Genomic DNA, 22,682 nt, shown 5'->3' on the forward strand with positions numbered 1-22,682 from the left:
GGCCATGCTACGGCAAGCAACCCTCAGCGTAAGAACACCTAGAGAAATAATTAAATGAATCGTCTTTTTTACAGTAGAGAACTGTTGCCCACAGCCAACCAGCCAGGCTATACCAATCGATTTTTTCGCACCGTCCATACATCGTTAGCGCCGTCTATATATTGCGACGCCGACAATGAGAGCACCCTACCAGCATCAGATACTCTCGGCTCGGTTTATGCCACGACTAAAAAACCGATCACCAATAACTATACGTGCTATGGGTTTCTCAATCCACACGCTGAACTGACCCCCGCCTTCAATGGACAGCTGCATGACCCTCACTGCGACGGTTACCTTCTTGGAAATGGGCGCCGGCTCTATCTCCCACGGCTTTTTAGGTTCGCATTGCCCGACTCGCTCTCCCCCTTCGCGCAAGGCGGTTTGAACTGCTATGCCTATTGCAGTAACGATCCAATAAACTATATCGATCCGTCCGGACAGATGCCATCGCCAAGAAAACTCCACACTACATATTTTGGAGCTAGAAAAAGTTCAGCACGATCGATAGGCCTGGAAATATTGAAACAGCGCGAGCAAGGTTTTGCAATTCACAATGATAGCCCTGAGCTTGTACAAGAGAAAATTAACCATTATCTCGACCCCTATAACACAACTCCAAGCGGCGCTCCGCTAAATATATATGCAACAAAAACCCACGATACCCCCTTACCAACAAATAACAGTTATGTTGTTCACCAAGCAGCCAACAAAGCAGCAGCTATCGCCAAGGAAATGTTTAGATCACCAACCTCTGGCACAGTGGAAATACCAGAAAATGAATTGACCCGTATCCAGCACCTGTATTTACGTGAGCTCAAAAATACTCTAAAACAACCATACTTTTCAAAATTTGGTCCAGATTTGTCCCTGCAAGATTCAGCACTTAATCGCGTACATTTTTATGAGATAGCACGAGAAGTTCAGCGTGCTTACAAGCACGACTACAGAAGGGGAATTAACCCTGGCCCACTACCACCAAGATATCGCAGCCCCGATGCTTACAGCAGATTCATTAGGGGAGTAGACGATTTTTAGGCTAACCCGCTCATACATGAGCGCCCCCAATGCCGGCCTAGGACTGACGCATGCCATGACACACAAATCCAATTTTCCTGTATTCAAGTAGACCCCATAATTTATTTACTTGAGACTCTTGCCACCCGACCAACGTTCGCATGATACGCGGCTCAACTATTTGACATTTATGATCGCGCATGGCATGGATTTAATTACAAGTGCCAATGCAATGTCGGTCGGGCGTATTATTCGAGCTAAAAGCGCAATCAGCCCAAAAACAGCGTGTAAGCCGGGTTATCCGTCTCATCCCAATACCGATACCCCATCTCATCCAGCGCCAACGGCAACCCCGCCAGCTCATCCACCGGCACTTCCAAAGCCGCAAACACGCGCGCCTCCGCTGCCCCATGGTTACGGTAATGGAACAAGCTGATGTTCCAACGCTTGCCCAACCGCTCCAAAAAGCCCAGCAACGCCCCAGGCCGCTCGGGGAACTCGAAACGCAGTACCCGCTCATCCGCGCCCGGTGCTGCATGCCCGCCCACGGTATGGCGCACATGCAGCTTGGCCAGCTCGTTGTCGGTCAAATCCAGCACGTTGTAACCCTGCTCGCGCAAGTTGGCCAGCAACTGCTCGCGCGGGTCGTGCACAGGGTGGGTTTGCACACCCACGAACAGGCGCGCTTCCTTGCCGGGGTAGTAGCGGTAGTTGAATTCGGTGATTTGCCGCTTGCCCAGCGCCTGGCAGAAGGCGCGGAAGCTGCCCGGTTGCTCCGGGATGGTGACGGCGATGATCGCCTCGCGCTGCTCGCCCAGTTCAGCCCGCTCGGCCACATGGCGCAAACGATCGAAGTTGACATTGGCCCCGGAGTCGATTGCTACCAGGGTCTGCCCCTGCACGCCTTCGCGCGCCACGTACTTCTTGATCCCGGCCACGGCCAGGGCCCCGGAAGGCTCGGTGATCGAGCGGGTGTCATCGTAGATGTCCTTGATTGCCGCGCACAGTTCGTCGCTGCTTACCGTTACCACCTCATCGACGAAGTGCCGGCACAGTTCGAAGCAATGGGCACCGATCTGCGCCACCGCCACGCCATCGGCGAAGGTGCCGACCTGCGGCAAGATCACCCGCTCGCCAGCTGCCATGGCAGCCTGCAGACAGTTGGAGTCTTCCGGCTCCACGCCGATCACCTTCACCTCTGGGCGCAGGTACTTCACATACGCGGCGATACCGGCGATCAAGCCGCCTCCGCCTACCGGTACAAAGATGGCGTCCAGGGCACCTGGGCGCTGGCGGAGGATTTCCATGGCCACGGTGCCCTGCCCGGCAATCACGTCCGGGTCATCGAACGGTGGTACGAAGGTGGCGCCTTCGCTGTCGGCCAGTTTCAATGCGTGGGCCAGGGCATGGGGGAAGCTCTCGCCGTGCAGCACCACATGCCCGCCGCGCGACCGCACCCCTTCCACTTTCAACGACGGGGTGGTGGTCGGCATGACGATGGTGGCCTTCATGCCCAGGTGCGATGCCGCCAGGGCCACACCCTGGGCGTGGTTGCCCGCCGAAGCGGTGATCACCCCGCACTCGCGCTGCGTGGGGGTAAGACGCGACAGGCGAGTGTAGGCCCCACGAATCTTGAACGAGAACGTAGGCTGCAGGTCTTCGCGCTTGAGCAGTACTTGGTTACCCAGGCTGGCGGACAAGGCAGGCGCGGCCTGCAGGGGCGTTTCGATGGCCAGGTCGTACACCGGCGCGGCAAGAATGCGCCGCACCTGCTCCGACAGCAGTTGCTGGGGGGTGACGGTGGTACGAAGGACACTGAAGCTGGTCATCGATGACTCCTTGGCTGTTTTCGCATTGCCCAGGAGTCAGAGAGAAAAAACCCGCCTCCAGGGCGGGTTCGGTGCACGTATGCGCTAGCCCGCCAAGCTGATAATGGCGGTAATAATAATGGCGTTCACGTACGGGAATGTGTTCATGGGGTAGGAACTTAGCCTGCCGCCCGGCCGCAAGTCAACACTTGGCTTGCTGCGCCGAAAGCGGCACATCGAACACCTTGTCGAAGCCCCACTGGAAGACGAAGGCGTAAACGAAGAAGAACACGAACAACGCCAGGTTGGTCAGCAGTGCCGCCCACAGGCTCACGTCCAGCCAGTACGCCACCAACGGCAGCAGAATCACCACCAACCCGCCCTCGAAGCCCAGCGCATGCAACAGGCGCCGCAAGAAAGTGCGCTCCCGCTTGTGCTGGCGCGCTTCCCAACGCTCGAACACCCAGTTGTAGCCCATGTTCCAGCTCATCGCGATGCCCGACATCAGCACCGACAACACGGTCGACTGCGCCATCCCGGCACCGAACGCCAGTTCCAGCGCGGGCGCCACGCAGGCGACGGCGATGGCCTCATAGAGAATGGCCTGGACGATCTTGCGGGCCTTGCCTTGCATGTTCAACTCCCTGAATAAACGACCTGTTAAACTACAAGATGTAGCCTGTAAGAAAAAGCCCGAAATTTGGACAACATCGCGTTCGGCTGCTTGTATCTATCCCGTACAAACAGTGACATCTCGTACAACTTCGTCGAAGGAACCGAGCGAGGATAATGACGATGGCCCCCTCTACCCTTTCGGTGGCTGCCACATGAGTTTGGCATTCATCGATTTTCTCACCTATGTGCTGTTCGGCCTGAAAATTCTGGCAATCACCCTTGCCTCGCTGATGTTCCTGTTGGGCCTGGACGACCTTTTCATCGACCTGTGCTATTGGGGGCGAAAGCTGATCCGGCGTTTTCGCATTTACGACAAGTTCGAAAAAGCCGATGAAAAGCGCTTGTTCGAGGTGCCGGAAAAACCCCTGGCCATCATGGTCCCGGCCTGGAACGAAGTAGGCGTGGTCGGTGAGATGGCGCGCCTGGCAGCCTCGACGATCGACTACGAGAATTACCAGATTTTCGTCGGCACCTACCCCAACGACCCGCAAACCCAGGCCGACGTCGACGCGGTGTGCCTGCACTACCCCAACGTGCACAAGGTGGTCTGCGCGCGCCCTGGCCCCACCAGCAAGGCCGACTGCCTGAACAACATCATCGACGCGTTGCTGCGCTTCCAGCAGGACGCGGGCATCGAGTTTGCCGGCTTCATCCTGCATGACGCCGAAGACGTGATCTCGCCCATGGAGTTGCGCCTGTTCAACTACCTGCTGCCAAGCAAGGACATGATCCAGATCCCGGTGTACCCCTACGCACCGGAATGGAAGGGCTTTACTGCCGGCCACTATGTCGACGAGTTCGCCGAAAACCACGGCAAGGACGTGATCGTGCGTGAAGCGCTGACGGGCCAGGTGCCCAGCGCCGGCGTCGGCACCTGCTTCAGCCGCCGCGCCATCAGCGCGCTGCTCGAGGACGGTGACGGCATCGCCTTCGACGTACAGAGCCTGACCGAAGACTACGACATCGGTTTTCGCCTGAAGCAAAAAGGCATGAAGTGCATTTTCGCCCGCTATTCCATCACCGACCCGGCACTGACCCTGAAGCAGGACTGGCGCCCGGGCATGAGCCGCGAGTTCTCCCAGGTAATCTGCGTACGCGAGCACTTCCCACGTGACTGGCAGCATGCCATCCGGCAGAAGTCGCGCTGGATTGTCGGCATCGTGTTCCAGGGCACCAGCAACCTCGGGTGGAGCCGCAAAGGCGCACTCAACTATTTCCTCTGGCGTGACCGCCGTGGGCTGTTCGCCTACCTGCTGAGCTTTCTGGTCAACCTGTTGCTGCTGGTATTGCTGGCCATGTGGCTGGTCACGGTGGTCGCGCCGAATTCGTGGCGTTTCATGTCGATCCTAAGCGACAGCTGGCTGCTGTCGACCCTGCTGTGGCTGAACGGCCTGATGCTGTTCAACCGGCTGTTCCAGCGCGCCTGGTTCGTCACCCGCTTCTATGGCATCGGCGAAGGCCTGCTGTCGGCACCGCGGATGATGTGGAGCAACTTCGTCAATTTTTTCGCCAACCTGCGCGCCCTGCGCCAGGTCATGGAAATGGGCGATTCGCGGCGCGTGGCCTGGGACAAGACCACCCACGAGTTCCCCGCTATCGCCGCACCTGCCCGCATACCACTGGGCCAGCGCCTGGTGGCCAAGGGCCTGATCAGCGACGAACAGCTGCAGCAGGCCATCACCAGCCCGGTTCGCCGGCGCCTGGGCCGCGAACTGCTACTGCGCGGCTGGTTGAACAGCGAGCAGTTGGTGGCCACCCTGGCCGAACAGTTGGACTTGCCCTGGGCACCGCTGAACCCGTTCAAGCTCGACCCGCAGTTGATCGCCAAACTGCCGCGCAAGCTGGCCACGCATTATGGCGTGCTGCCGGTGGATGAAGACGGCGACACGCTGATCCTGGCCAGCGAAAGCCCGGTCAGCCAGGTGTCGCTGGGGGTTATCAGCCGCCAGCTGAAACGCCCGGTCAAGGCCCGCCTGGCACCCCAGGGCCGGGTTACGCTGGGCCTGCGCTACCACTACCCAAGCCCCTGGCAGAAGCCAGAAACCCGCGACATGCTGGCCGTCCTTGAACGCCACCAGGACAACGAAGCGCTGCTGGAGCGGGTCAGCCATCACCAGGTCATGCTCGGCGCACTGCTGCAGGTGCGGGGCATGGTCCCGGTCACCCTGTTCAACCAGGCGCTGATCGACTTCGACCCTGAACACCAGAGCCTGGGCGAGCACCTGATCGCCCGAGGCATCATCACCGAACAGGTGCTGGAGCAGGCCCTGATCGAACAGGCCAGCGAACAGCAGGCCGCCTTTGACCTGACCCGGGAGGTGGCATGAAGCCGCGCTTTTCCCTGACTTTCACTGGACTGTTGCTGTTCTGCGCTGCCCTGCCCGCCGCTGCTTCGGCGCCGATGACCGACTTTCAGCGGTTCACCAGCTTTCCGTTCATGGACCGCAGCTACCGCGAGGCCAAGAAAGACAATTGGGCGGAAGTCGAGCGCCTGACTCGCCACGTGCTGGGGCGGGTGCCGAACAACGACGAGGCGCGTGCCCTGCTGGTCGAGGCCCTGGCCCACCAACGCCGTTACAAAGAGGCCCAGGCGCAGGCCGAGCAGCTGGGCGACAGCCCCGAGTATGCCGACGCCCTGCTGGCGCTACGCTTGACCTGGATCGAACAGGACCCACCGGCGGCCAGCCAGGTGGAACAATGGCTGGCCGCCAGCGACGGCAACCAGCGGGTGCGCCTGTGGCAGGCCTACAGCCTGAGCCTGGCCAAGTTTGGTGGCGCGGCCAAGGCGCTGGACTGGCTCAACCAGCTACCGCCCGGCAACGACGGCCAGGTACTGCGCCTGGCTCGGGCCAACTTCGCCGAGCAACTGCGCAACTGGAAAGAAACCATCGAACAGCTGCAGCCGCTGGCCGACAAAGGCCAGTTGCCCGCCGAAGACTGGCAACGCCTGGCCAATGCCTATATCCAGAAAGTCGACGAAAAAGGCCTGAATGCGCTGTTACCCAGCGCGCCATCCGCCACAGCGGCCAACCAGGCGCGCCTGGCCATGGCCAACCGCGCCATTGCCGTTGGCCACCACCAGCAAGCCCAACGCTGGCTGCAGTCGCTACCGCCCGAGCAACTGCAGCACCCCGAACAGCGCCAGCAACTTTGGCAGTTGGCCCGCGAAGGCGACGACGCTGCACTGGTGCAGCGCCTGAGCAACGACCTGCAACGCCCTTGCCTGGAAACGGTCGACTGGTTGTCACACCAAGACCCGGATCTGGCCCGTGAACAGTTCAAAGGCTGCACCGCCAGTACCGACCCGCGGGCCTACGCGGTGCTCAAGCAACGCCTGTACGGCGACCCACCACAACCTGCGCAGCCGCGCACCGCTGCCGAATGGGAGAAACGCTACCGGCAGAGCGGCGACCTCGCCGCGCTGGAGCAAGCCACCTTCCTGCTGACCGAACAGGGCCACGGTGATCGCGCCCGGCAACTGCTGGAGCAGGCCTACGACCGTCGCCAGGGCCGCCTCACCCCCTCGCTGCTGCAGCGCCTGGGCAACCTGTATGCCCGCAACGACGGCCCGCTGGACAGCCGACGCATGCTCAGCCTGATCCCCCGGGTCGACGCCAATACCCGCGCCCAGTTGCTTGGCCGGCTGGCCGAGGCCGGCCTGTGCGATGCCGTGCGCCAGGCAGTGCCGGCTACCCCGGGCGAGCCCGGCCAGTACCGCGCCCTTGGGCGTTGCGCCATGCCCGACCAGCCGGGCGAGGCGGTGGTCTACTACCAGGCCGCCGAACGCCTGGGCGACAATGGCAACCGCTTGCCACTGGCCTACGCACTTGAAGCGGCCGGCGACTCCGAAGCCGCCCTGCCCATCTGGCGCAGCCTGCCGGACAGCGCCTGGACCGACAACGCCCGCCTCACCGCAGCCCGTGGCGCGCTGAATGCAGGCGACGCGGATGCCGCCCGCCGCTACTGGGACGCCGCCGCACACCGCAGCGCCGATGACTGGGCGCTGGGCGCCGCCATCGCCCAGCGCCAAGGCGACCCGCAGACCGCGCTGGGCTTTCAGCGCCAGGCTCTGGCGCACAACCCGCGCGCCGATCACTACTACGCCGCATCCAGTACTGCGCAACTGGCTGGCGACAGCGCGCAAAGCACCGCCTGGCTGGCCGAAGCCGTGCGCATGGCCCCCGATCAGCCGCGCTATCGAGCCGACTACGGCATGCGCCTGGCCGGTTCGACAGACAAGGCACAGCGCATACAATCGATTCCCTACCTCGAGCGCGCCACCCACGATTTCCCCGAAGACTACCGCCTGGGCGAAACACTGGCCTTGCGCTACGACGAGCACGAAGACAGCGCTGCGGCACGCCACGAACTGCGGCGTATCCTCGACGTGGAGCAGAACCTGGTCGACGCTGATGACGAATACGGCAGCCTCGAAGCCCGCAAGTACCGCCAGCGCCGCGCCCACGAGAGCCTGTCACGTCGTGACACCATTACCCTGGCCAGCACCTGGTCGCCCGCCGGCACCTCGACCAACGACAAGTTCCTCGACAATGGCCAGCGCAGCGGCAGCTCGCGCCGGGCACAATCGCAGAACGTACAACTGGCCATGTGGGACCACGCCCTGGGCGAAGAACCCAGCCGCAACGGCAGCACCCTGTCGGTGTATGGCCGGGTATTGTTCGGCGGCCAGAGCCGCACCGACTATGCACAAAGCATGGGTACCGGCGTCGGCCTGCGCTACAAGCCGCTCGGCCAGGCCAACCTCAACCTGTATGCCGAGCTTTACCACCAGCGGCAGATCGACGAAGCGCACTACCGCGGCCTTAGCCTTGGCCAATTGCTGAGCCCGGCCAAGGTCGGCGGCAACTGGGGCGACTTGCGTCACCACGCCGAATCGAGCAACGACTTGCTGCTGCGCGCCACCGCCTCGTTCCTTGACCAGGGTGACTGGCGCAACGACTGGCGTGTCGATGAGGACGATTGGAACGAGCGTTTCCTCTACCTCGACGCCGCCTGGTGGACCCGTGCCGGCGACCACGCCTGGCTGTCACGCTTCCAGCAGGGCCACGCCTGGAAACTGCCGGGCAGCTCGCCGCAAACCCTCATGCCTTACGGTTTTGTCGAATTTTCCAGCCAGGACCCAAGCAACGACTGGCGCCAGGATGCCCGCGCCGGGGTCGGCGTGCGCTGGCAATGGTGGTTCGACGACGACCGCTACAACGCCTACCGCGGCTCGCTGAAAGTGCGTGCCGAATACCAGCAATCGCTGGGCGGCAACCTCTACGAGCGCGCCAACGGTGTGCTGGTCGGTGCGGAGATGACTTTCTGATGCGTACGATCATCGCCTATTGCCTGCTGGTCCTGTGCCTACAGGCCTCCGCCGACCAGCGCCTGTTCTACCAACCGCTGAACCGTGATGCCAGCGTCACCCCCGCCCAATGGCAGCAACTGTGGCATGCCACCGCTGCCCAAGGTGGCAACACCCTGATCGTGCAATGGAGCGCCTATGGCGACAGCGATTTCGGTGGCGCCCAGGGCTGGCTGGCCAACAGCCTGCGCACGGCGCGTGCCGAGGGCCTGCAGCTGGTTATGGGGCTGTACATGGACCCGGCCTATTACCAGCGCCTCGAGCAACTGGATGGCGAGGGCCTGAACAGCTACTGGAAGGCGCAATTGGGCCGTTCGCTCAGCCAGTACCAACACCTTCGTCAGGTGTGGCAGTTGCCGGTGGATGGCTGGTACCTGCCCATGGAACTGGACGACCAGCATTTTCGTGATGCCGAACGACGCGATGCGCTCTACAGCCAACTGCAGGCGTTCAACCGCCAGCTGGACAAACCGTTGCACATCAGTGCATTCAGTGCTGGCAAGCTGTCGCCGCGCGTCCATGCCAGCTGGCTGGATCAACTGGTCGGGTCGGGCTTGACCGTGTGGTGGCAGGATGGCGCCGGTACAGGGCGTTTGCCGCCGTTGGTGCGCCAGAGCTACGAGCAGGCCTTGCCATGCCGGGTAGGCGTGGTGCGCGAGGCGTTCCGCCAGGTGAGCGCGCCTGGGCAGCCATTCAGGGCCGAACCTGCCGAGCCCAAGCTGGGCAGCGGGTGCCATGCCGAGGCGGTGTTTGCCTTGCGCTACCGGCCTTGGGCCACAGGTGTCTTGCCACAAAATTGAGTCGTTTGGCCTGGCAAAGCAGTACTCCGAGGAGCCCACCGATGTTCAAGACCATCGAAGAACACGTGCGCAAGCAGGTCGCCCCCGCCGCCTTGCGCGCCGAGTTCCGACAACACGAATTCGAGTCCATGCGCCCGTTCTGCCTGCTGGTGTTCTGCATCAGCATCCTGATCTGGCTGGTCTTCGACCTGATCGTCAGTTTTCTCGGCGGTCAGGGTTTCACCTGGCTGTCCTACCTGTTCATCGCCGCGCTCGGCAGCCTTTGCGTAGTACTGCATTTCACCCGCCGCAGCCATCACTTCGATGTACTCAACCTGCTGTTCATCACCATCATCACCTTGGGCATGCGCCTGCTGATCGAAGGCATCCCGGTGGCCCTGCGCCCGGTGTGGCTGGTGCTTGGCGTATCCACCGTGCTGTACGCCGTGTCGGTGCTGCCGGTGCGACGCTGGTCGTTCTTCAGCGCCATGGTCATCACCTGGGTGATGCTCAACCCGTTCTACCACACCCGTATCGAGCCCGACGCGCTCGAAGGCGCCATGCTGGTCAGTTACGCCGTGTTTCTCAGCGGCCTGATCACCTACAGCTACCTGCAGACGCGCAAGGCCAAACTGCACAATTTCTACCTGTCCAGGGTGCTGCTTGAACAAGCTTACGTCGACGCCCTGACCGAAATCCCCAACCGCCGCTCGTTCATGGCCAAAACGGAGCAACAACTGAAACTGGCAACGCCCGGGCAATACCTGGCGATGGTCGACATAGACAACTTCAAGAAAGTGAATGACCGTTTCGGCCACGACATTGGTGATGAAGTGCTAAGACGCGTGGCACTGCATATCAAGGCCGCCATGGTCGATTCCGAGTTCGCCCGACTGGGCGGCGAGGAGTTTGCCATTTTTCTTGAAGGGCTGGACCAGCAAGGTGCCGAGCAGCAGATGGAGGCATTGGTACGCAGGGTACGCGAGGATGCGGGCACACACCCGGTGACCATCAGTATCGGGCTGGCCCAGGTGAGCGCGGGCGATACATTGACCATGGCGTTGATCAAGGCCGACCAGGCGCTGTATGAAGCCAAGCACACCGGCAAGGACCGGTTCGTGCTGTGGACTACCCGGCTGGCAAGCGAATCCTGAACTGCGCCCCACCCAGCGCCGACTGTGCCACGGTCAAGGTACCACCCTGCCCCTCGATGGCCCGCCGGCTGATCGCCAGCCCCAGGCCAAACCCACCGGTATTTCGGTCGCGGCTTCGGTCTAGCCGGTAGAACGGCTGGAAAATGCGCTCGCGCTCCTCCACCGGAATGCCAATCCCGTCATCCTCCACCGTCAGCAGGCAGGCGCCATCCTCTTCCAGGCGCAAGCGCAACAACAGGCTTTCGTCGCAATAGCGCATGGCATTGCGCACCAGGTTCTGCACCGCGCGCGCCGTCAGCCGAGGGTCCAGCACAAAGCGCGGCAGGTCACCTTCGGCCCGCACTTCCCACTGGATACCACGGCCATCAAGCTCCTCGGCAAAGCTGCCAAGCACACTGTCGACCAGCTCCAGCAGCGACACTTCGACCCGTTCGCGAGCCTGGTCAGCGTTGTACAAGCGGCTATAGGACAGCAACTCCAGTACCAGCTCGTCCAGTTCGCGCACATGCCCGACCAGTTCCAGCAGGCGCTTGCGGCTGGCCGGCGGCACTTCGTCGAACAACAGCACCAGGCCGAAATCCAGCCGGGTCAGCGGCGTGCGCAACTCGTGCGATACCGCATTGAGCAGCTCGCGCTGCTGGTTGACGTGGCGCTCCAGGTCACTGGCCATGGTGTCGAACACCCCGGCCAGCTCACCGATGTTGGAGTGCGGTGAAATGTGCGTGCGCTCGGCCATCTGCCCTTGGCCCAGGCGCCGAGCGGTCTCCTTGAGGCGCTCCAGGTCGCGCCAGTGCGGCCAGACCCACAGCAGCAGGCACCCGAGCATGGCCGCACCGATCAGCACCGTCACGCCCCACGACAGCACGTTGATGTCCAGCGGGTCTGGCGGCGAATGCAGCCGCACCAGCCATTGCTTGTCCAGCGGCGCCAGCACCGTTTCGTAGTAGCCCCACTCGGCAATACGCACCGCGTACAGGCCATGCTCCAGGCGTGCCTGTTCTTCCTCGCTCAAACCCGCCTGGTCCATGCGCAGCAGTTTCAGCTCCAGCGGCGCAAAATCACCGGCCAGTTCCTGCTCCACCGCCGGCCACTGCTCACGCGGGGCCTGGCGGAACTGGCGTACGATCAACGCCTGCACACCCTTTGCCTGGTCCAGGTTGTAGGCCATGAAGCGCTCGCGGAACAGGCCAACGATGGTGTCGGGGATGAACAGCAACGCGCCGGCGTAGGCGACGATGATCACCAGGTACAGCCGCACCAGGATCTTGAGCATGGCCGATCAGCACTCCCACTCGACGCGGCTGAACAGGTACCCCTTGCCCCACACGGTCTTGATCTTGCGTGCTTCGCCAGCGTTGTCGTCGAACTTGCGCCGCAGTTTGGAGATGGCCACGTCCACCGAGCGGTCGGTGCCATTGAACTCGATGCCACGCAGTTGTTGCAGGATACGGTCGCGGTTCATCACCTCGCCGGCATTGCGCGCCAGCACCACCAGCAGGTTGTACTCGCCGCTGGACAGCTCCACCTCTTCGCCGCGCCAACTGACCGTGCGCTCGGCCAGGTCGATGCGCAGGCCGCCAATCAGGATCAGGTCGTTGTCCAGCCGCGGCTCGTTGACACTGCTGCGGCGCAGCAGCGTACGCACGCGCGCCAGCAGCACGCGTGGCTCGCAGGGTTTGGTCACGTAGTCGTCGGCACCCATTTCCAGGCCCAGTACCTGATCATGGCTGTCGTCGCGGGCGGTCAGCATGAGAATTGGCAGGCTCTGCGACTCCTGGCGCAGCAGGCGGCACAGCTGCAGGCCATCGATGCCTGGCAGCATCAAGTCGAGTATGACCAGGTCGGGCTTTTGCCGGCGGTACTCGTCCAGCACATGATCGCCCCGGGCGATCACCTGGACATGGAAGTCGTTGCGTTGCAGGTAGCTGGCGATCAACTCGGACAGGGCGCTGTCGTCTTCGACCAGTAAAATATTCGGCATAGGTGCTTGGGAGTCTGGGTTGAGGTATACCTGTGCCCGCGAAGAAGCCGGCACAGGAACACTCAGGATATAGAACACTACCGCGCCACAGGCTTGTTCTTCACACTTTTTCACACTCGCCCTACAGGTATTAACAGCCGCCCAGGCAGCACCTGCCTTAGCATAGACACGGTCATCATCGGAAGATCCGCATGCCTACTACCCTCTCCCCGCGCCTGCGCCCATTGGCGCTCCTAGCGTTCCTGAGCCTGTCCCTGGCCGGCTGCGGCGACAGCGCCGAGCAAGACGAAAAAGCCCCCACCCCGCAAGTGCGGGTGGAAACCTTGCAACTGCAACCCCTGGCCATCAGCAGTGAGCTAAGCGGCCGTATCCTGGCCCCGCGCACCGCCGAAGTGCGCGCGCGGGTCGCTGGCGTAGTGCTCAAGCGGGTGTACCGCGAAGGCAGCGACGTCAAACAGGGCGATGTACTGTTCTTGATCGACCCGGCGCCGTTCAAGGCCGACCATGACAGCGCCCGCGCCACCCTGGCCAAGGCCGAGGCGACCCTGTACCAGGCGCGCCTGCAAGAGCAGCGCTACCGCGAGCTGGTCGATGACAAGGCCGTCAGCCGCCAGGAATACGACAACGCCAAAGCCAGCTTCCTGCAGGCCGACGCTGCAGTGGCCGAAGCCAAAGCAGCCCTGGAGCGGGCTCGCCTGAACCTCGGTTACGCCACTGTGACGGCACCGATCTCCGGCCGTATCGGCCGCGCCCAGGTCACCGAAGGCGCGCTGGTCGGGCAAAACGAGACCACCCCGCTGGCGACCATCCAGCAACTGGACCCGATCCATGCCGATGTCACTCAGTCGACCCGTGAGCTGAACGCCTTGCGCCGCGCCCTGCGTGCTGGCGAGCTGCAACAGGTAGGCGACAGCCAGGCCCGCGCCACCCTGATCCAGGACGACGGCAGCGCCTACCCGCTGCCGGGCAAGCTGCTGTTTTCCGACATCAGCGTCGACCCCAGCACCAACCAGATCACCCTGCGCAGCGAGTTCCCCAACCCGGACCTCGACCTGCTGCCCGGCAGCTACGTGCGCGTACGCCTGGAGCAGGCGGTGCAAGCCAAGGGCCTGAGCGTGCCGCAACGCGCCATCCTGCGCGACAGCGCCGGCGTGCCGAAGGTGCTGGTGGTCGACCAGCAGGCCCGCGTCAGCGACCGTCAGGTAGTCCTGGGCAGCGCCCAGGGCGACCGCTGGATCGTCAGCGAGGGCCTGGCCGCCGGCGAGCGGGTGGTGATCGAGGGCCTGCAGCACGTCAAGGCCGGCGACCAGGTGCAGGTCGACACCACACCCGGTGCCCCCCCCATCGCTCAGCACATCGGCCAGTGAGGGCCTGATCAATGCCGCAATTCTTCATCGATCGCCCGGTATTCGCCTGGGTGGTCGCACTGTTCATCCTGCTGGCCGGTGCGCTGGCCATCCCGCAACTGCCGGTGGCCCAGTACCCCAACGTGGCACCGCCACAGGTGGAGATCTACGCCGTGTACCCAGGCGCCTCGGCGGCGACCATGGACGAAAGCGTGGTCAGCCTGATCGAGCAGGAACTCAACGGCGCCGACAACCTGCTGTACTTCGAGTCGCAGAGCAGCCTGGGCAGCGCCACCATCACCGCCACCTTCGCCCCAGGCACCAACCCGGACCTGGCCCAGGTCGACGTGCAAAACCGCCTGAAGGTGGTCGAATCGCGCCTGCCACGCCCAGTCACCCAGCAGGGGCTGCAAGTGGAGAAGGTGTCTACGGGCTTCCTGCTGTTGGCCACCCTCACCTCCGAAGACGGCAAGCTCGACGAAACCGCGCTGTCGGACATCCTCGCCCGTAACGTGATGGACGAAATCCGCCGCCTCAAAGGCGTCGGCAAGGCTCAGTTGTACGGCTCCGAGCGCGCCATGCGCATCTGGATCGACCCACGCAAGCTGATCGGCTTCAACCTCACGCCCAACGACGTGGCCGAGGCCATCGCGGCGCAGAACGCCCAGGTCGCCCCTGGCAGCATTGGCGACCTGCCCAGCCGCGACACCCAGGAAATCACCGCCAACGTAGTGGTCAAGGGCCAGCTGAGCACGCCTGAAGAATTCGCCGCCATTGTCCTGCGCGCCAACCTGGATGGCTCCACGGTGACCATCGGGGATGTCGCCCGGGTCGAGATCGGCGCCCAGGAATACCAGTACGGCACGCGCCTGAACGGCAAGCCGGCCACCGCCTTCAGCGTGCAGCTGTCGCCGGGGGGCAACGCCATGGAAACCGCCACCCTGGTACGGGCGAAGATGCAGGACCTGGCCCGCTACTTCCCGGAAGGCGTCAAGTACGACATCCCCTACGACACCTCGCCGTTCGTCAAAGTGTCGATCGAGCAGGTCATCAACACCCTGTTCGAAGCCATGCTGCTGGTGTTCGCAGTGATGTTCCTGTTCCTGCAGAACCTGCGCTACACGCTGATCCCGACCCTGGTGGTGCCCGTGGCATTGATGGGCACCTTCGCCGTGATGCTGGCCATGGGCTTCTCGGTCAATGTGCTGACCCTGTTCGGCATGGTGCTGGCCATCGGCATCCTGGTCGACGATGCCATCGTGGTGGTGGAAAACGTCGAGCGCATCATGGCCGAAGAAGGCCTGCCGCCCAAAGAGGCCACGCGCAAAGCCATGGGCCAGATCAGCGGGGCGATCATCGGTATCACCCTGGTACTGGTGGCGGTGTTCCTGCCCATGGCCTTCATGCAAGGCTCGGTGGGGGTGATCTACCAGCAGTTCTCGCTGTCGATGGCGGTATCGATCCTGTTCTCGGCGTTTCTCGCCCTCAGCCTGACCCCGGCATTGTGCGCCACCCTGCTCAAGCCCGTGGCCAAAGGTGAGCACCACGCACGCAAAGGCTTCTTCGGCTGGTTCAACCGCCGCTTCGAAAGCATGAGCAACGGCTACCAACGCTGGGTGGTACAGGCGCTCAAGCGCAGTGGCCGCTACCTGGCGGTGTACGCAGTGCTGCTGGCGGTGCTGGGCTACGGGTTCAGCCAGTTGCCCACGGCGTTTCTGCCCACCGAAGACCAGGGTTACACCATTACCGACATCCAACTGCCGCCCGGTGCCAGCCGCATGCGCACCGAACAGGTAGCCGCGCAGATCGAGGCGCACAACGCCGAGGAACCGGGGGTGGGCAACACCACCTTGATTCTCGGTTTCAGCTTCTCCGGCAGCGGGCAGAACGCGGCGCTGGCCTTCACCACGCTCAAGGACTGGTCCGAGCGCGGCACCGATGACAGCGCCCAGTCGATCGCCGACCGCGCGACCATGGCCTTCAGCCAGCTCAAGGACGCCATCGCCTTCTCGGTACTGCCACCCCCAATCGACGGCCTGGGCGAATCGACCGGCTTCGAGTTCCGCCTGCAGGACCGTGGCGGCATGGGCCACGCCGAACTGATGGCGGCCCGTGACCAGTTGCTGGCAAGCGCCGGCAAAAGCAAGGTATTGACCAACGTGCGTGAAGCCTCGCTGGCGGAAAGCCCGCAAGTGCAGCTGGAAATCGACCGCCGCCAGGCCAATGCCCTGGGCGTATCGTTTGCCGATATCGGCACGGTGCTGGACGTGGCTGTGGGCTCCAGCTACGTCAACGACTTCCCCAACCAGGGCCGCATGCAGCGGGTGGTGGTGCAGGCCGAAGGCAACCAGCGCAGCCAGGTCGAGGATTTGCTGAAAATCCACGTACGCAACACTAGCGGCAAGATGGTGCCACTGGGCGCGTTCGTCCAGGCCAAATGGGTCAGCGGCCCGGTGCAGCTGACCCGCTACAACGGCTACCCGGCGGTGTCGATTTCCGGCGAACCGGCGGCCGGCTACAGCTCCGGTGAGGCCATGGCCGAAGTCGAGCGCCTGGTGGCGCAGCTTCCAGCCGGTGCCGGCCTGGAATGGACCGGCCTGTCCCTGCAGGAACGCCTTTCCGGCAGCCAGGCACCGATGCTGATGGCGCTGTCGTTGCTGGTGGTGTTCCTGTGCCTGGCGGCGCTGTACGAAAGCTGGTCGATCCCGACTGCGGTACTGCTGGTGGTACCACTCGGCGTGCTGGGTGCAGTGCTGGCCGTGACCCTGCGCGGCATGCCCAACGATGTATTCTTCAAAGTTGGCCTGATTACTCTGATCGGCCTGTCGGCGAAGAATGCCATCCTGATCATCGAGTTCGCCAAGCACCTGGTCGATCAGGGCGTGGACGCCGTCGATGCCGCCGTACAAGCCGCCCGCCTGCGCCTGCGGCCGATCGTGATGACCTCGCTGGCGTTCATCCTCGGCGTGGTGCCACTGGCCATCGCCAGCGGCGCAAGCTCCGCCAGCCAGCAAGCGATCGGCACCGGGGTGATCGGCGGCATGCTCAGCGCCACCCTGGCGGTGGTGTTCGTGCCGGTGTTCTTCGTGGTGGTGATGCGCCTGTCCGGGCGGCGCCAGACGCAAAACGCTGCCACGCATCCGGTGGCCGGTGAAAGCTGACTGGACAAGCCCCGCGTGAAATGGGAGGGTTCCCGGCAATGACTGCCCGGAACCCTTTTTCATGCCTGATGCATTTCCCCCCTGCTCCATCCTCATCCTTGCCGGCGGTCGCGGGCAGCGTATGGGCGGCCGCGACAAGGGTTTGATCGACTGGCAGGGCGAACCCTTGGTGGCGCATGTACAGCGAGTGGTGCGCCCGCTGAGCGACGACCTGGTGATTTCCTGCAACCGTAACCAGGAGGCCTACCGGGCGTATGCCGACCAGGTGGTGGGCGATGCCGAGGCGGACTTCCCCGGGCCTTTGGCGGGAGTGATTGCCGGGCTCAAGGTGGCACGGCATGAATGGGTTGTGCTGCTGGCCTGCGATGCACCACGTGTCGATCAGGTGTTGATCGAAGACCTGCTGCGGCTGGCGAAGGCCAATGACAGTGCGGCGATGGTGCGTCAGGGTGAGTATTGGCAGCCGATGTTCAGCGTGCTGCCAAAACGGGTGTTGCCGGTGCTGGAACAAGCCTGGGCGGCGGGTGAGCGGAGCTTGCAGAAGGCCTTGCTGCGCGAGGCGGTGCAAGGGCTGGCGTGTGCCGACGATGATTGTCGGCTAAGCAACTTCAACAGCCCGGAACTGCTGCAAGGCTGAGATCCTCTGCTGCCTGTGCCGGCCCCTACATCAATTGGCAGTCAGTTCCTCGACGCTGATCTCGCGCATCCTGAACTTCTGCACCTTGCCGGTCACCGTCATCGGGAACTCGTCGACAAAGCGGAAGTACCGGGGCACCTTGAAGTGCGCAATTCGCGCCTTGGCCCACTCTCGCAGTTCTTCTTCACTGGCAGCATGCCCTGGGTGCAGCCGCACCCAGGCGACGATCTCTTCGCCATACTTGCTGCACGGCACGCCAATCACCTGCACATCGGCCACCGCTGGGTGGGTGAAGAAGAACTCTTCCAGCTCACGCGGGTAGATGTTCTCACCGCCGCGAATGATCATGTCCTTGCTGCGCCCGACAATCCGCACATAGCCTTGTTCGTCCATCACTGCCAGGTCGCCGGTGTGCATCCAGCCGTCTTCATCGATGCTCTCGGCCGTGGCCTTGGGGTTGTTCCAGTAACCCAGCATCACGCTGTAGCCACGCGTGCACAGCTCGCCAATCTCACCGCGCGGCACTGTGCCGCCGTCGTTGTCGATCACTTTGTTCTCCAGCCGTGGCTGGGTGCGCCCCACGCTGGTCACGCGGCGCTCCAGGTCGTCAGTGGCGCAGGTCTGTAGCGACACCGGGCTGGTCTCGGTCATGCCGTAGGCAATCTGCACCTCGGCCATGTGCATCTCGCCAATCACCCGGCGCATCACCTCGATCGGGCACGTAGCGCCGGCCATGATCCCCGTGCGCAGGCTCGACAGGTCGAACTCGCCGCGCTGCGGGTGGTCCAGCTCGGCAATGAACATGGTCGGCACGCCATACAACGCCGTGGCTTTCTCCTCCGCCACCGCGCGCAGGGTAGCCAAAGGGTCGAAGGCATCGTTGGGATAAATCAAGGTGCTGCCGTGGGTCATGCAGCCAAGGTTGGCCATGACCATGCCGAAGCAGTGGTACAGCGGCACCGGCACTACCAACCGATCATGTTCGGTCAGGCCCAGGCTTTCACCCACCATGTAGCCGTTGTTGAGAATGTTGCTGTGGCTGAGGGTGGCGCCCTTTGGGAAGCCGGTAGTCCCCGAGGTGTACTGGATGTTGATCGGATCGTCGCAGCGCAGCTGTGCCTGCCGCTGGGCCAGGGCCTCGCGGCTGACGGCCTCGGCGCGGGACTGCAGGTCGTGCCAGGCGAGGAACCCAGGTGGGGGCGCGACGGCCAGACTGACCACGCCACGCAGCTCGGGAAAACGCTCGCAGATCAGCGCGCCCGCTTGACCGCTGGCCAGGCCAGGTACAAGGCCCAGCAGCATGGCGTGGTAATCGGAGGTCTTGAACGCATCGGCACAGATCACCCAACGGCAGCCGGACTGGCCGAGCGCATAGTCCAGCTCGCTGGAGCGGTAGGCCGGATTGATGTTGACCAGGATTGCGCCAACCTTGGCGCTGGCGAACTGGGTAATGCACCACTCGGCGCAATTGGGCGCCCAGATACCCAGGCGGTCACCGGGCTGCACGCCCAGGGCCATCAGCGCGCGAGCATGCTGGTCGACGGCCTCGGCCAGTTGCCGCCAGGTGTAGCGAAGGGCGTGGTGGCGCACCACCAGCGCCTCGCGCTCGGGAAAGCGAGCGACAGTGGCGTCGAAGGCGTCGCCGATGCACTGGGTAAGCAGGGCCTTGTCCTGGTTGCCCTGGGAGTAGCTTGGCTGGGGCATGGGCGTTCTCTTGTCGTTCTTGTGTTGTTTGTACCGGCCTCTTCGCGGGTAAACCCGCGAACAGGCCCACACCGATCTAGCGGATGAACACCTGGGGCGTCGTGGTAGACATGTCACCACCCGGCAACTTGATGTTCTTCACTTTCTCCAACGTTTCCGGGTTGAACACCGCCAGGTCGTTGAAGGTGCCGCCCAGGTACAGTTTGTCGCCCTTCTTGTCGAAGGTGACGCAGTAGTAAGTGTGCTCCAGGTTAGCCGCCTTGATCAGCTTGCGCTGTTTGATGTCGTACTTGGCCAGGCGGTTGAGCACGCCGTAGATCTGGTTCGGGTCCTTGGGCGAGCGCAGGCCGGTGAAGTACAACTCAGTCAGGTCGGCGAACTCCTGGGTGTGGGTCTTGCCGGTCTTCAGGTCGACGCTCAGGTAGCCATACAGCGGCTCGGCGGTGGCCGGGTCCTGCTTGTCGTCCTTGAACTTGGCAATGGTGTACAGCATGGTGAACTCGTGGCGCGGGCTCTGGTGCGGCCAGAAGTACAGCACGTCCGGGGCGCTGTAGCCCTTGCGGTTCCAGTTGCGCAACGGCAGGGCCACTGTGTATTTGCCGGTCTTCACGTCCATTTTGTAGATGTCCGGCCCTGCGACGAACAGGCTGCCATCGTCAGCGGCGCGCATCAGGTACACCTGGCGCGGCATCGGGAAGGTACGCACCGGCTTGGCCTGCAGGCCATCGGCGGTGCTGAACACCTCCAGCCGCGGCGGTTTGACCACGTAATGGTCGTTCAGCATCTGGGTCGGGTTGACCGTGGCGTACACTTCCTTGCCATCGGGGCTGATGGCGAACGAGTACATCGACCGGCCGACTTCGCCTGCCACGCTGGACAGGTTGGCGCGGAAGGTGTTCTTGCAGGTGTCCAGGTCGATACCGTAGATGTCGCCGTAGTGGTTGTTGAGCACGTAGGCGGTGCGGTTGTCCGGCGCCATCATTGCGGTGCCAGGGCCGAACTTGTCGGGCATCTGGCAGCTTTTGTAGACCGTGTCACTGGCCACATCGACCACATGCAGGTTGTTCGGGTAGTTGGTCACGATCATGTATTCGTGGCCAGCCTTCAGTGCCGGCCCGGTGTCGTCGGCCTGTACCAGCCCGGCGCAGGCCGTGGCGGCGATGGTGAGCGCAAGTTGCGCGCAGCGTCCAGCTTTCATGCGGTTTCCCCTTGTCATTCTTGTTGGGCCGTCACTTGTCTTTCGGGAACACGGTGCCGAGGTTGCGCCAGTCGTCCGCCGAGTTGGTCGCCTGGGCGTTCCAGTCCTGGTAGGTGCTCATCATGTCCGGCACCTGGGCTGGCCACCAGCAAGGGTCGGAGCAGCCATACAGGTCGGCCTCCATCGGTTGGCACAACGAGCTGACGCCGCCAAAGGCATCCACTTCCCAGCCCGGGTCGGTGGTGGCCGTGCAGCCTGCCACCGCGCTCATGGCCATCACTTCTTCGACACGGTCTTCGGCGGCGGCCTGCTCCAGGATGCGCGCCTTGTTGTTCAGGGGCTTCAAGTGCTTCATGTCAGTGCGCCTTCCGCGGGGTGATGTAGCGATCGATGAAGGCCGGGTTGGCGGCCATGATGCGGCTGTAGACTTCGATGCCGAAGTCCACCCAGTCGCGCATCAGTTCGCAATAGTGGTAGGTCGGGTGCTGCGGGTCGCCGTAGCGTGCATAGCTTTCGTGGTAGCAGCCGCCCGAGCACAGGTTGCGGATGCGGCAGCTTTCACAGCCGGTGTTGCTACGGTCCAGGCGTTGCGACAGGAAGTCGTTGAGCTGCGCCTGCTTCACCCCTTGGTGCACATTGCCGAAGGTCGGCAGGCTGGAGCCGGTGAAGCGGTGGCACAAGTTCAGCTCGCCCTCGTGGTCAACCGCCAGCATCTTCAGCCCGGCGCCACACGGCAGGGCCTTCTTGTGGCCTTCGTGGATGTCGGTGATCAACTGGTGCAGGTTGGAGAAACCGATGTTGCGGTGCTCCAGCGCCGCCTCCAGGTAACGCCGGCCGAGGGCCTTCATGTTGGCGAACACCTGCACCAGCTCTTCGCTCGTGAGGTTGAAATCGGCCATGTCGCCCGAGGTCACCGGGGCAAAGCCGACTTCGGCGAAGCCCATTTCATTGAACAAGTGGTTCCAGATGGTTTCGACATCGGTAATGCCACGGGTCAGCGTGACCCGCGCGCCCACCGGGCGGCTGGTGTAGCGCGACAGCAGCAGGTCGGCCTTGCGCCGCACCACGTCATAGGTGCCCTGCCCACCCACGGTGATGCGGTTGCGGTCGTGCACGGTCTTGGGGCCGTCGATGCTGATCGACAGGCCGAAACGGTGGGCGTTGAGCCAGTCGATGATTTCTTCGGTCAGCAAGGTGGCGTTGGTGGTCATGATGAACTCCACCTGCTTGCCCGCCTCGGCGAAACGCCGTTCGCAGTAAGCCACCATGTGCTCGATCAACGGCCGGTTGGACAGTGGCTCGCCACCGAAGAACACCACACTGTAGCGCTCCTCGTTGGGCGATTCCTTGAGCAGCATCTCCACCGAGGCCTCGGCGGTGGCGGTGCTCATCTTCTTGCCGGCGGAAGGCTTGTCCAGGTCTTCCTTGTAGCAATAAGTGCAGCTGAGGTTGCAGCCAGTGTTGACGTTCAGAACCACGGTGTTAAGCGCGGTGCGTTCGACCTGCTTCAGGGCGATTTCCGGGGTCAGCGGCGAGCCGTCGCTGACCAGCTCCAGCGCGATCAGCTCGCGCAGGGTGTCCTGGATATCGTCGCCGGCAAACTGCTGGCCAAGGCGCTGCATCAGCTCCTCGGCCGAGCAGCCTTGCTGGCGCAAAGCGTCGATGATGCTGCCGGTCACCGCATCGGTGGCAAACAGCGAGCTGCTGGGAATATGGAACAGCATGCGGTCGGCATCGACCTGCACTTCGTGCAGGTTACGCTCGACCAGGTTCAGTAGTACGCCCATGGCGACCTCCCGATAATCGATCCGTTGG

Annotated in this window: 16 protein-coding genes; 8 read left to right on the forward strand and 8 right to left on the reverse strand. The window is 63.0% G+C overall.

Annotation, left to right across the window (positions count from 1 at the left end):
- Positions 1-54 precede the first annotated feature (54 nt).
- Positions 55-1,077 carry an RHS repeat-associated core domain-containing protein gene (locus tag DM807_RS08980; RefSeq protein WP_179027282.1) on the forward strand — a complete coding sequence of 341 codons (1,023 nt, stop codon included), beginning with the start codon at positions 55-57 and terminating at the stop codon, positions 1,075-1,077.
- Positions 1,078-1,325: 248 nt separating this feature from the next.
- Here the strand turns inward: DM807_RS08980 and ilvA are convergent, their stop codons facing one another.
- Positions 1,326-2,885, reverse strand: a complete 1,560-nt coding sequence (gene ilvA, locus DM807_RS08985; protein ID WP_081337009.1) for a threonine ammonia-lyase, biosynthetic — start codon at positions 2,883-2,885, stop codon at positions 1,326-1,328.
- 181 nt (positions 2,886-3,066) lie between these two features.
- Positions 3,067-3,498 carry a PACE efflux transporter gene (locus tag DM807_RS08990; RefSeq protein ID WP_003253887.1) on the reverse strand — a complete coding sequence of 144 codons (432 nt, stop codon included), beginning with the start codon at positions 3,496-3,498 and terminating at the stop codon, positions 3,067-3,069.
- 193 nt (positions 3,499-3,691) lie between these two features.
- Here DM807_RS08990 and nfrB point away from each other — a divergent pair, with 193 nt between their 5' ends.
- From nfrB to DM807_RS09010, 4 genes are read left to right on the forward strand one after another with little or no spacing between them, the layout of a single operon-like run.
- Positions 3,692-5,866, forward strand: a complete 2,175-nt coding sequence (nfrB, locus tag DM807_RS08995) for a cyclic di-3',5'-guanylate-activated glycosyltransferase NfrB (RefSeq protein ID WP_012272130.1) — start codon at positions 3,692-3,694, stop codon at positions 5,864-5,866.
- Positions 5,863-8,868, forward strand: coding sequence for a phage receptor (locus tag DM807_RS09000; protein ID WP_179027283.1), 3,006 nt, complete (start codon positions 5,863-5,865; stop codon positions 8,866-8,868). The genes nfrB and DM807_RS09000 overlap by 4 nt, the downstream gene beginning before the upstream one ends.
- Positions 8,868-9,707 carry a DUF4434 family protein gene (locus DM807_RS09005; protein WP_179027284.1) on the forward strand — a complete coding sequence of 280 codons (840 nt, stop codon included), beginning with the start codon at positions 8,868-8,870 and terminating at the stop codon, positions 9,705-9,707. The genes DM807_RS09000 and DM807_RS09005 overlap by 1 nt, the downstream gene beginning before the upstream one ends.
- 41 nt (positions 9,708-9,748) lie before the next feature.
- Complete coding sequence (locus DM807_RS09010) at positions 9,749-10,840, forward strand: GGDEF domain-containing protein (RefSeq protein ID WP_012272127.1); 1,092 nt, start codon at positions 9,749-9,751, stop codon at positions 10,838-10,840.
- Here DM807_RS09010 and DM807_RS09015 read toward each other — a convergent pair.
- Positions 10,815-12,113, reverse strand: a complete 1,299-nt coding sequence (locus DM807_RS09015) for an ATP-binding protein (RefSeq protein WP_012272126.1) — start codon at positions 12,111-12,113, stop codon at positions 10,815-10,817. The two genes, DM807_RS09010 and DM807_RS09015, sit on opposite strands and share 26 nt — an antisense overlap.
- Positions 12,114-12,119: 6 nt before the next feature.
- Positions 12,120-12,821, reverse strand: a complete 702-nt coding sequence (locus tag DM807_RS09020) for a response regulator (protein WP_012272125.1) — start codon at positions 12,819-12,821, stop codon at positions 12,120-12,122.
- Positions 12,822-13,012: 191 nt separating this feature from the next.
- Between DM807_RS09020 and DM807_RS09025 the strand changes: the two genes are divergently transcribed.
- From DM807_RS09025 to mobA, 3 genes are all read left to right on the forward strand, one after another.
- A complete protein-coding gene (locus DM807_RS09025; RefSeq protein ID WP_012272124.1) occupies positions 13,013-14,188 on the forward strand; it encodes an efflux RND transporter periplasmic adaptor subunit in 1,176 nt (391 codons plus the stop codon).
- An 11-nt stretch (positions 14,189-14,199) separates the two neighbouring features.
- Entirely contained in the window at positions 14,200-17,328 is a 3,129-nt protein-coding gene (locus DM807_RS09030; protein WP_179027285.1) for an efflux RND transporter permease subunit, read from the forward strand.
- 61 nt (positions 17,329-17,389) lie between these two features.
- Positions 17,390-17,965 carry a molybdenum cofactor guanylyltransferase MobA gene (gene mobA / locus DM807_RS09035; protein ID WP_012272122.1) on the forward strand — a complete coding sequence of 192 codons (576 nt, stop codon included), beginning with the start codon at positions 17,390-17,392 and terminating at the stop codon, positions 17,963-17,965.
- A 30-nt stretch (positions 17,966-17,995) separates the two neighbouring features.
- Here mobA and DM807_RS09040 read toward each other — a convergent pair whose 3' ends face one another.
- The 4 genes from DM807_RS09040 to peaB form a co-directional block, all read right to left on the reverse strand.
- On the reverse strand, positions 17,996-19,669 hold the full coding sequence (locus DM807_RS09040) for a fatty acid CoA ligase family protein (protein ID WP_179027286.1): 1,674 nt from the start codon (positions 19,667-19,669) through the stop codon (positions 17,996-17,998).
- Positions 19,670-19,745: 76 nt separating this feature from the next.
- The gene (gene peaD, locus DM807_RS09045) at positions 19,746-20,867 is read right to left on the reverse strand and encodes a quinohemoprotein amine dehydrogenase subunit beta (RefSeq protein ID WP_060493491.1); all 1,122 of its coding nucleotides are present in this window, start codon (positions 20,865-20,867) and stop codon (positions 19,746-19,748) included.
- Between the two features lie 31 nt (positions 20,868-20,898).
- On the reverse strand, positions 20,899-21,222 hold the full coding sequence (gene qhpC / locus DM807_RS09050) for a quinohemoprotein amine dehydrogenase subunit gamma (RefSeq protein ID WP_012272119.1): 324 nt from the start codon (positions 21,220-21,222) through the stop codon (positions 20,899-20,901).
- A gap of 1 nt (position 21,223) precedes the next feature.
- Entirely contained in the window at positions 21,224-22,654 is a 1,431-nt protein-coding gene (peaB, locus tag DM807_RS09055; protein ID WP_060493492.1) for a quinohemoprotein amine dehydrogenase maturation protein, read from the reverse strand.
- Between the last annotated feature and the right edge of the window lie 28 nt (positions 22,655-22,682).

The organism is Pseudomonas hunanensis (assembly GCF_013393325.1).
GTDB lineage: Bacteria > Pseudomonadota > Gammaproteobacteria > Pseudomonadales > Pseudomonadaceae > Aquipseudomonas > Aquipseudomonas putida_P.

Bases quoted from the DNA above. Each gene is read 5' to 3' on its own strand.
- DM807_RS08980 (WP_179027282.1), top strand. From the start codon at position 55: ATGAATCGTCTTTTTTACAGTAGAGAACTGTTGCCCACAGCCAACCAG.
- ilvA (WP_081337009.1), bottom strand. From the start codon at position 2,885: ATGACCAGCTTCAGTGTCCTTCGTACCACCGTCACCCCCCAGCAACTG.
- DM807_RS08990 (WP_003253887.1), bottom strand. From the start codon at position 3,498: ATGCAAGGCAAGGCCCGCAAGATCGTCCAGGCCATTCTCTATGAGGCC.
- nfrB (WP_012272130.1), top strand. From the start codon at position 3,692: ATGAGTTTGGCATTCATCGATTTTCTCACCTATGTGCTGTTCGGCCTG.
- DM807_RS09000 (WP_179027283.1), top strand. From the start codon at position 5,863: ATGAAGCCGCGCTTTTCCCTGACTTTCACTGGACTGTTGCTGTTCTGC.
- DM807_RS09005 (WP_179027284.1), top strand. From the start codon at position 8,868: ATGCGTACGATCATCGCCTATTGCCTGCTGGTCCTGTGCCTACAGGCC.
- DM807_RS09010 (WP_012272127.1), top strand. From the start codon at position 9,749: ATGTTCAAGACCATCGAAGAACACGTGCGCAAGCAGGTCGCCCCCGCC.
- DM807_RS09015 (WP_012272126.1), bottom strand. From the start codon at position 12,113: ATGCTCAAGATCCTGGTGCGGCTGTACCTGGTGATCATCGTCGCCTAC.
- DM807_RS09020 (WP_012272125.1), bottom strand. From the start codon at position 12,821: ATGCCGAATATTTTACTGGTCGAAGACGACAGCGCCCTGTCCGAGTTG.
- DM807_RS09025 (WP_012272124.1), top strand. From the start codon at position 13,013: ATGCCTACTACCCTCTCCCCGCGCCTGCGCCCATTGGCGCTCCTAGCG.
- DM807_RS09030 (WP_179027285.1), top strand. From the start codon at position 14,200: ATGCCGCAATTCTTCATCGATCGCCCGGTATTCGCCTGGGTGGTCGCA.
- mobA (WP_012272122.1), top strand. From the start codon at position 17,390: ATGCCTGATGCATTTCCCCCCTGCTCCATCCTCATCCTTGCCGGCGGT.
- DM807_RS09040 (WP_179027286.1), bottom strand. From the start codon at position 19,669: ATGCCCCAGCCAAGCTACTCCCAGGGCAACCAGGACAAGGCCCTGCTT.
- peaD (WP_060493491.1), bottom strand. From the start codon at position 20,867: ATGAAAGCTGGACGCTGCGCGCAACTTGCGCTCACCATCGCCGCCACG.
- qhpC (WP_012272119.1), bottom strand. From the start codon at position 21,222: ATGAAGCACTTGAAGCCCCTGAACAACAAGGCGCGCATCCTGGAGCAG.
- peaB (WP_060493492.1), bottom strand. From the start codon at position 22,654: ATGGGCGTACTACTGAACCTGGTCGAGCGTAACCTGCACGAAGTGCAG.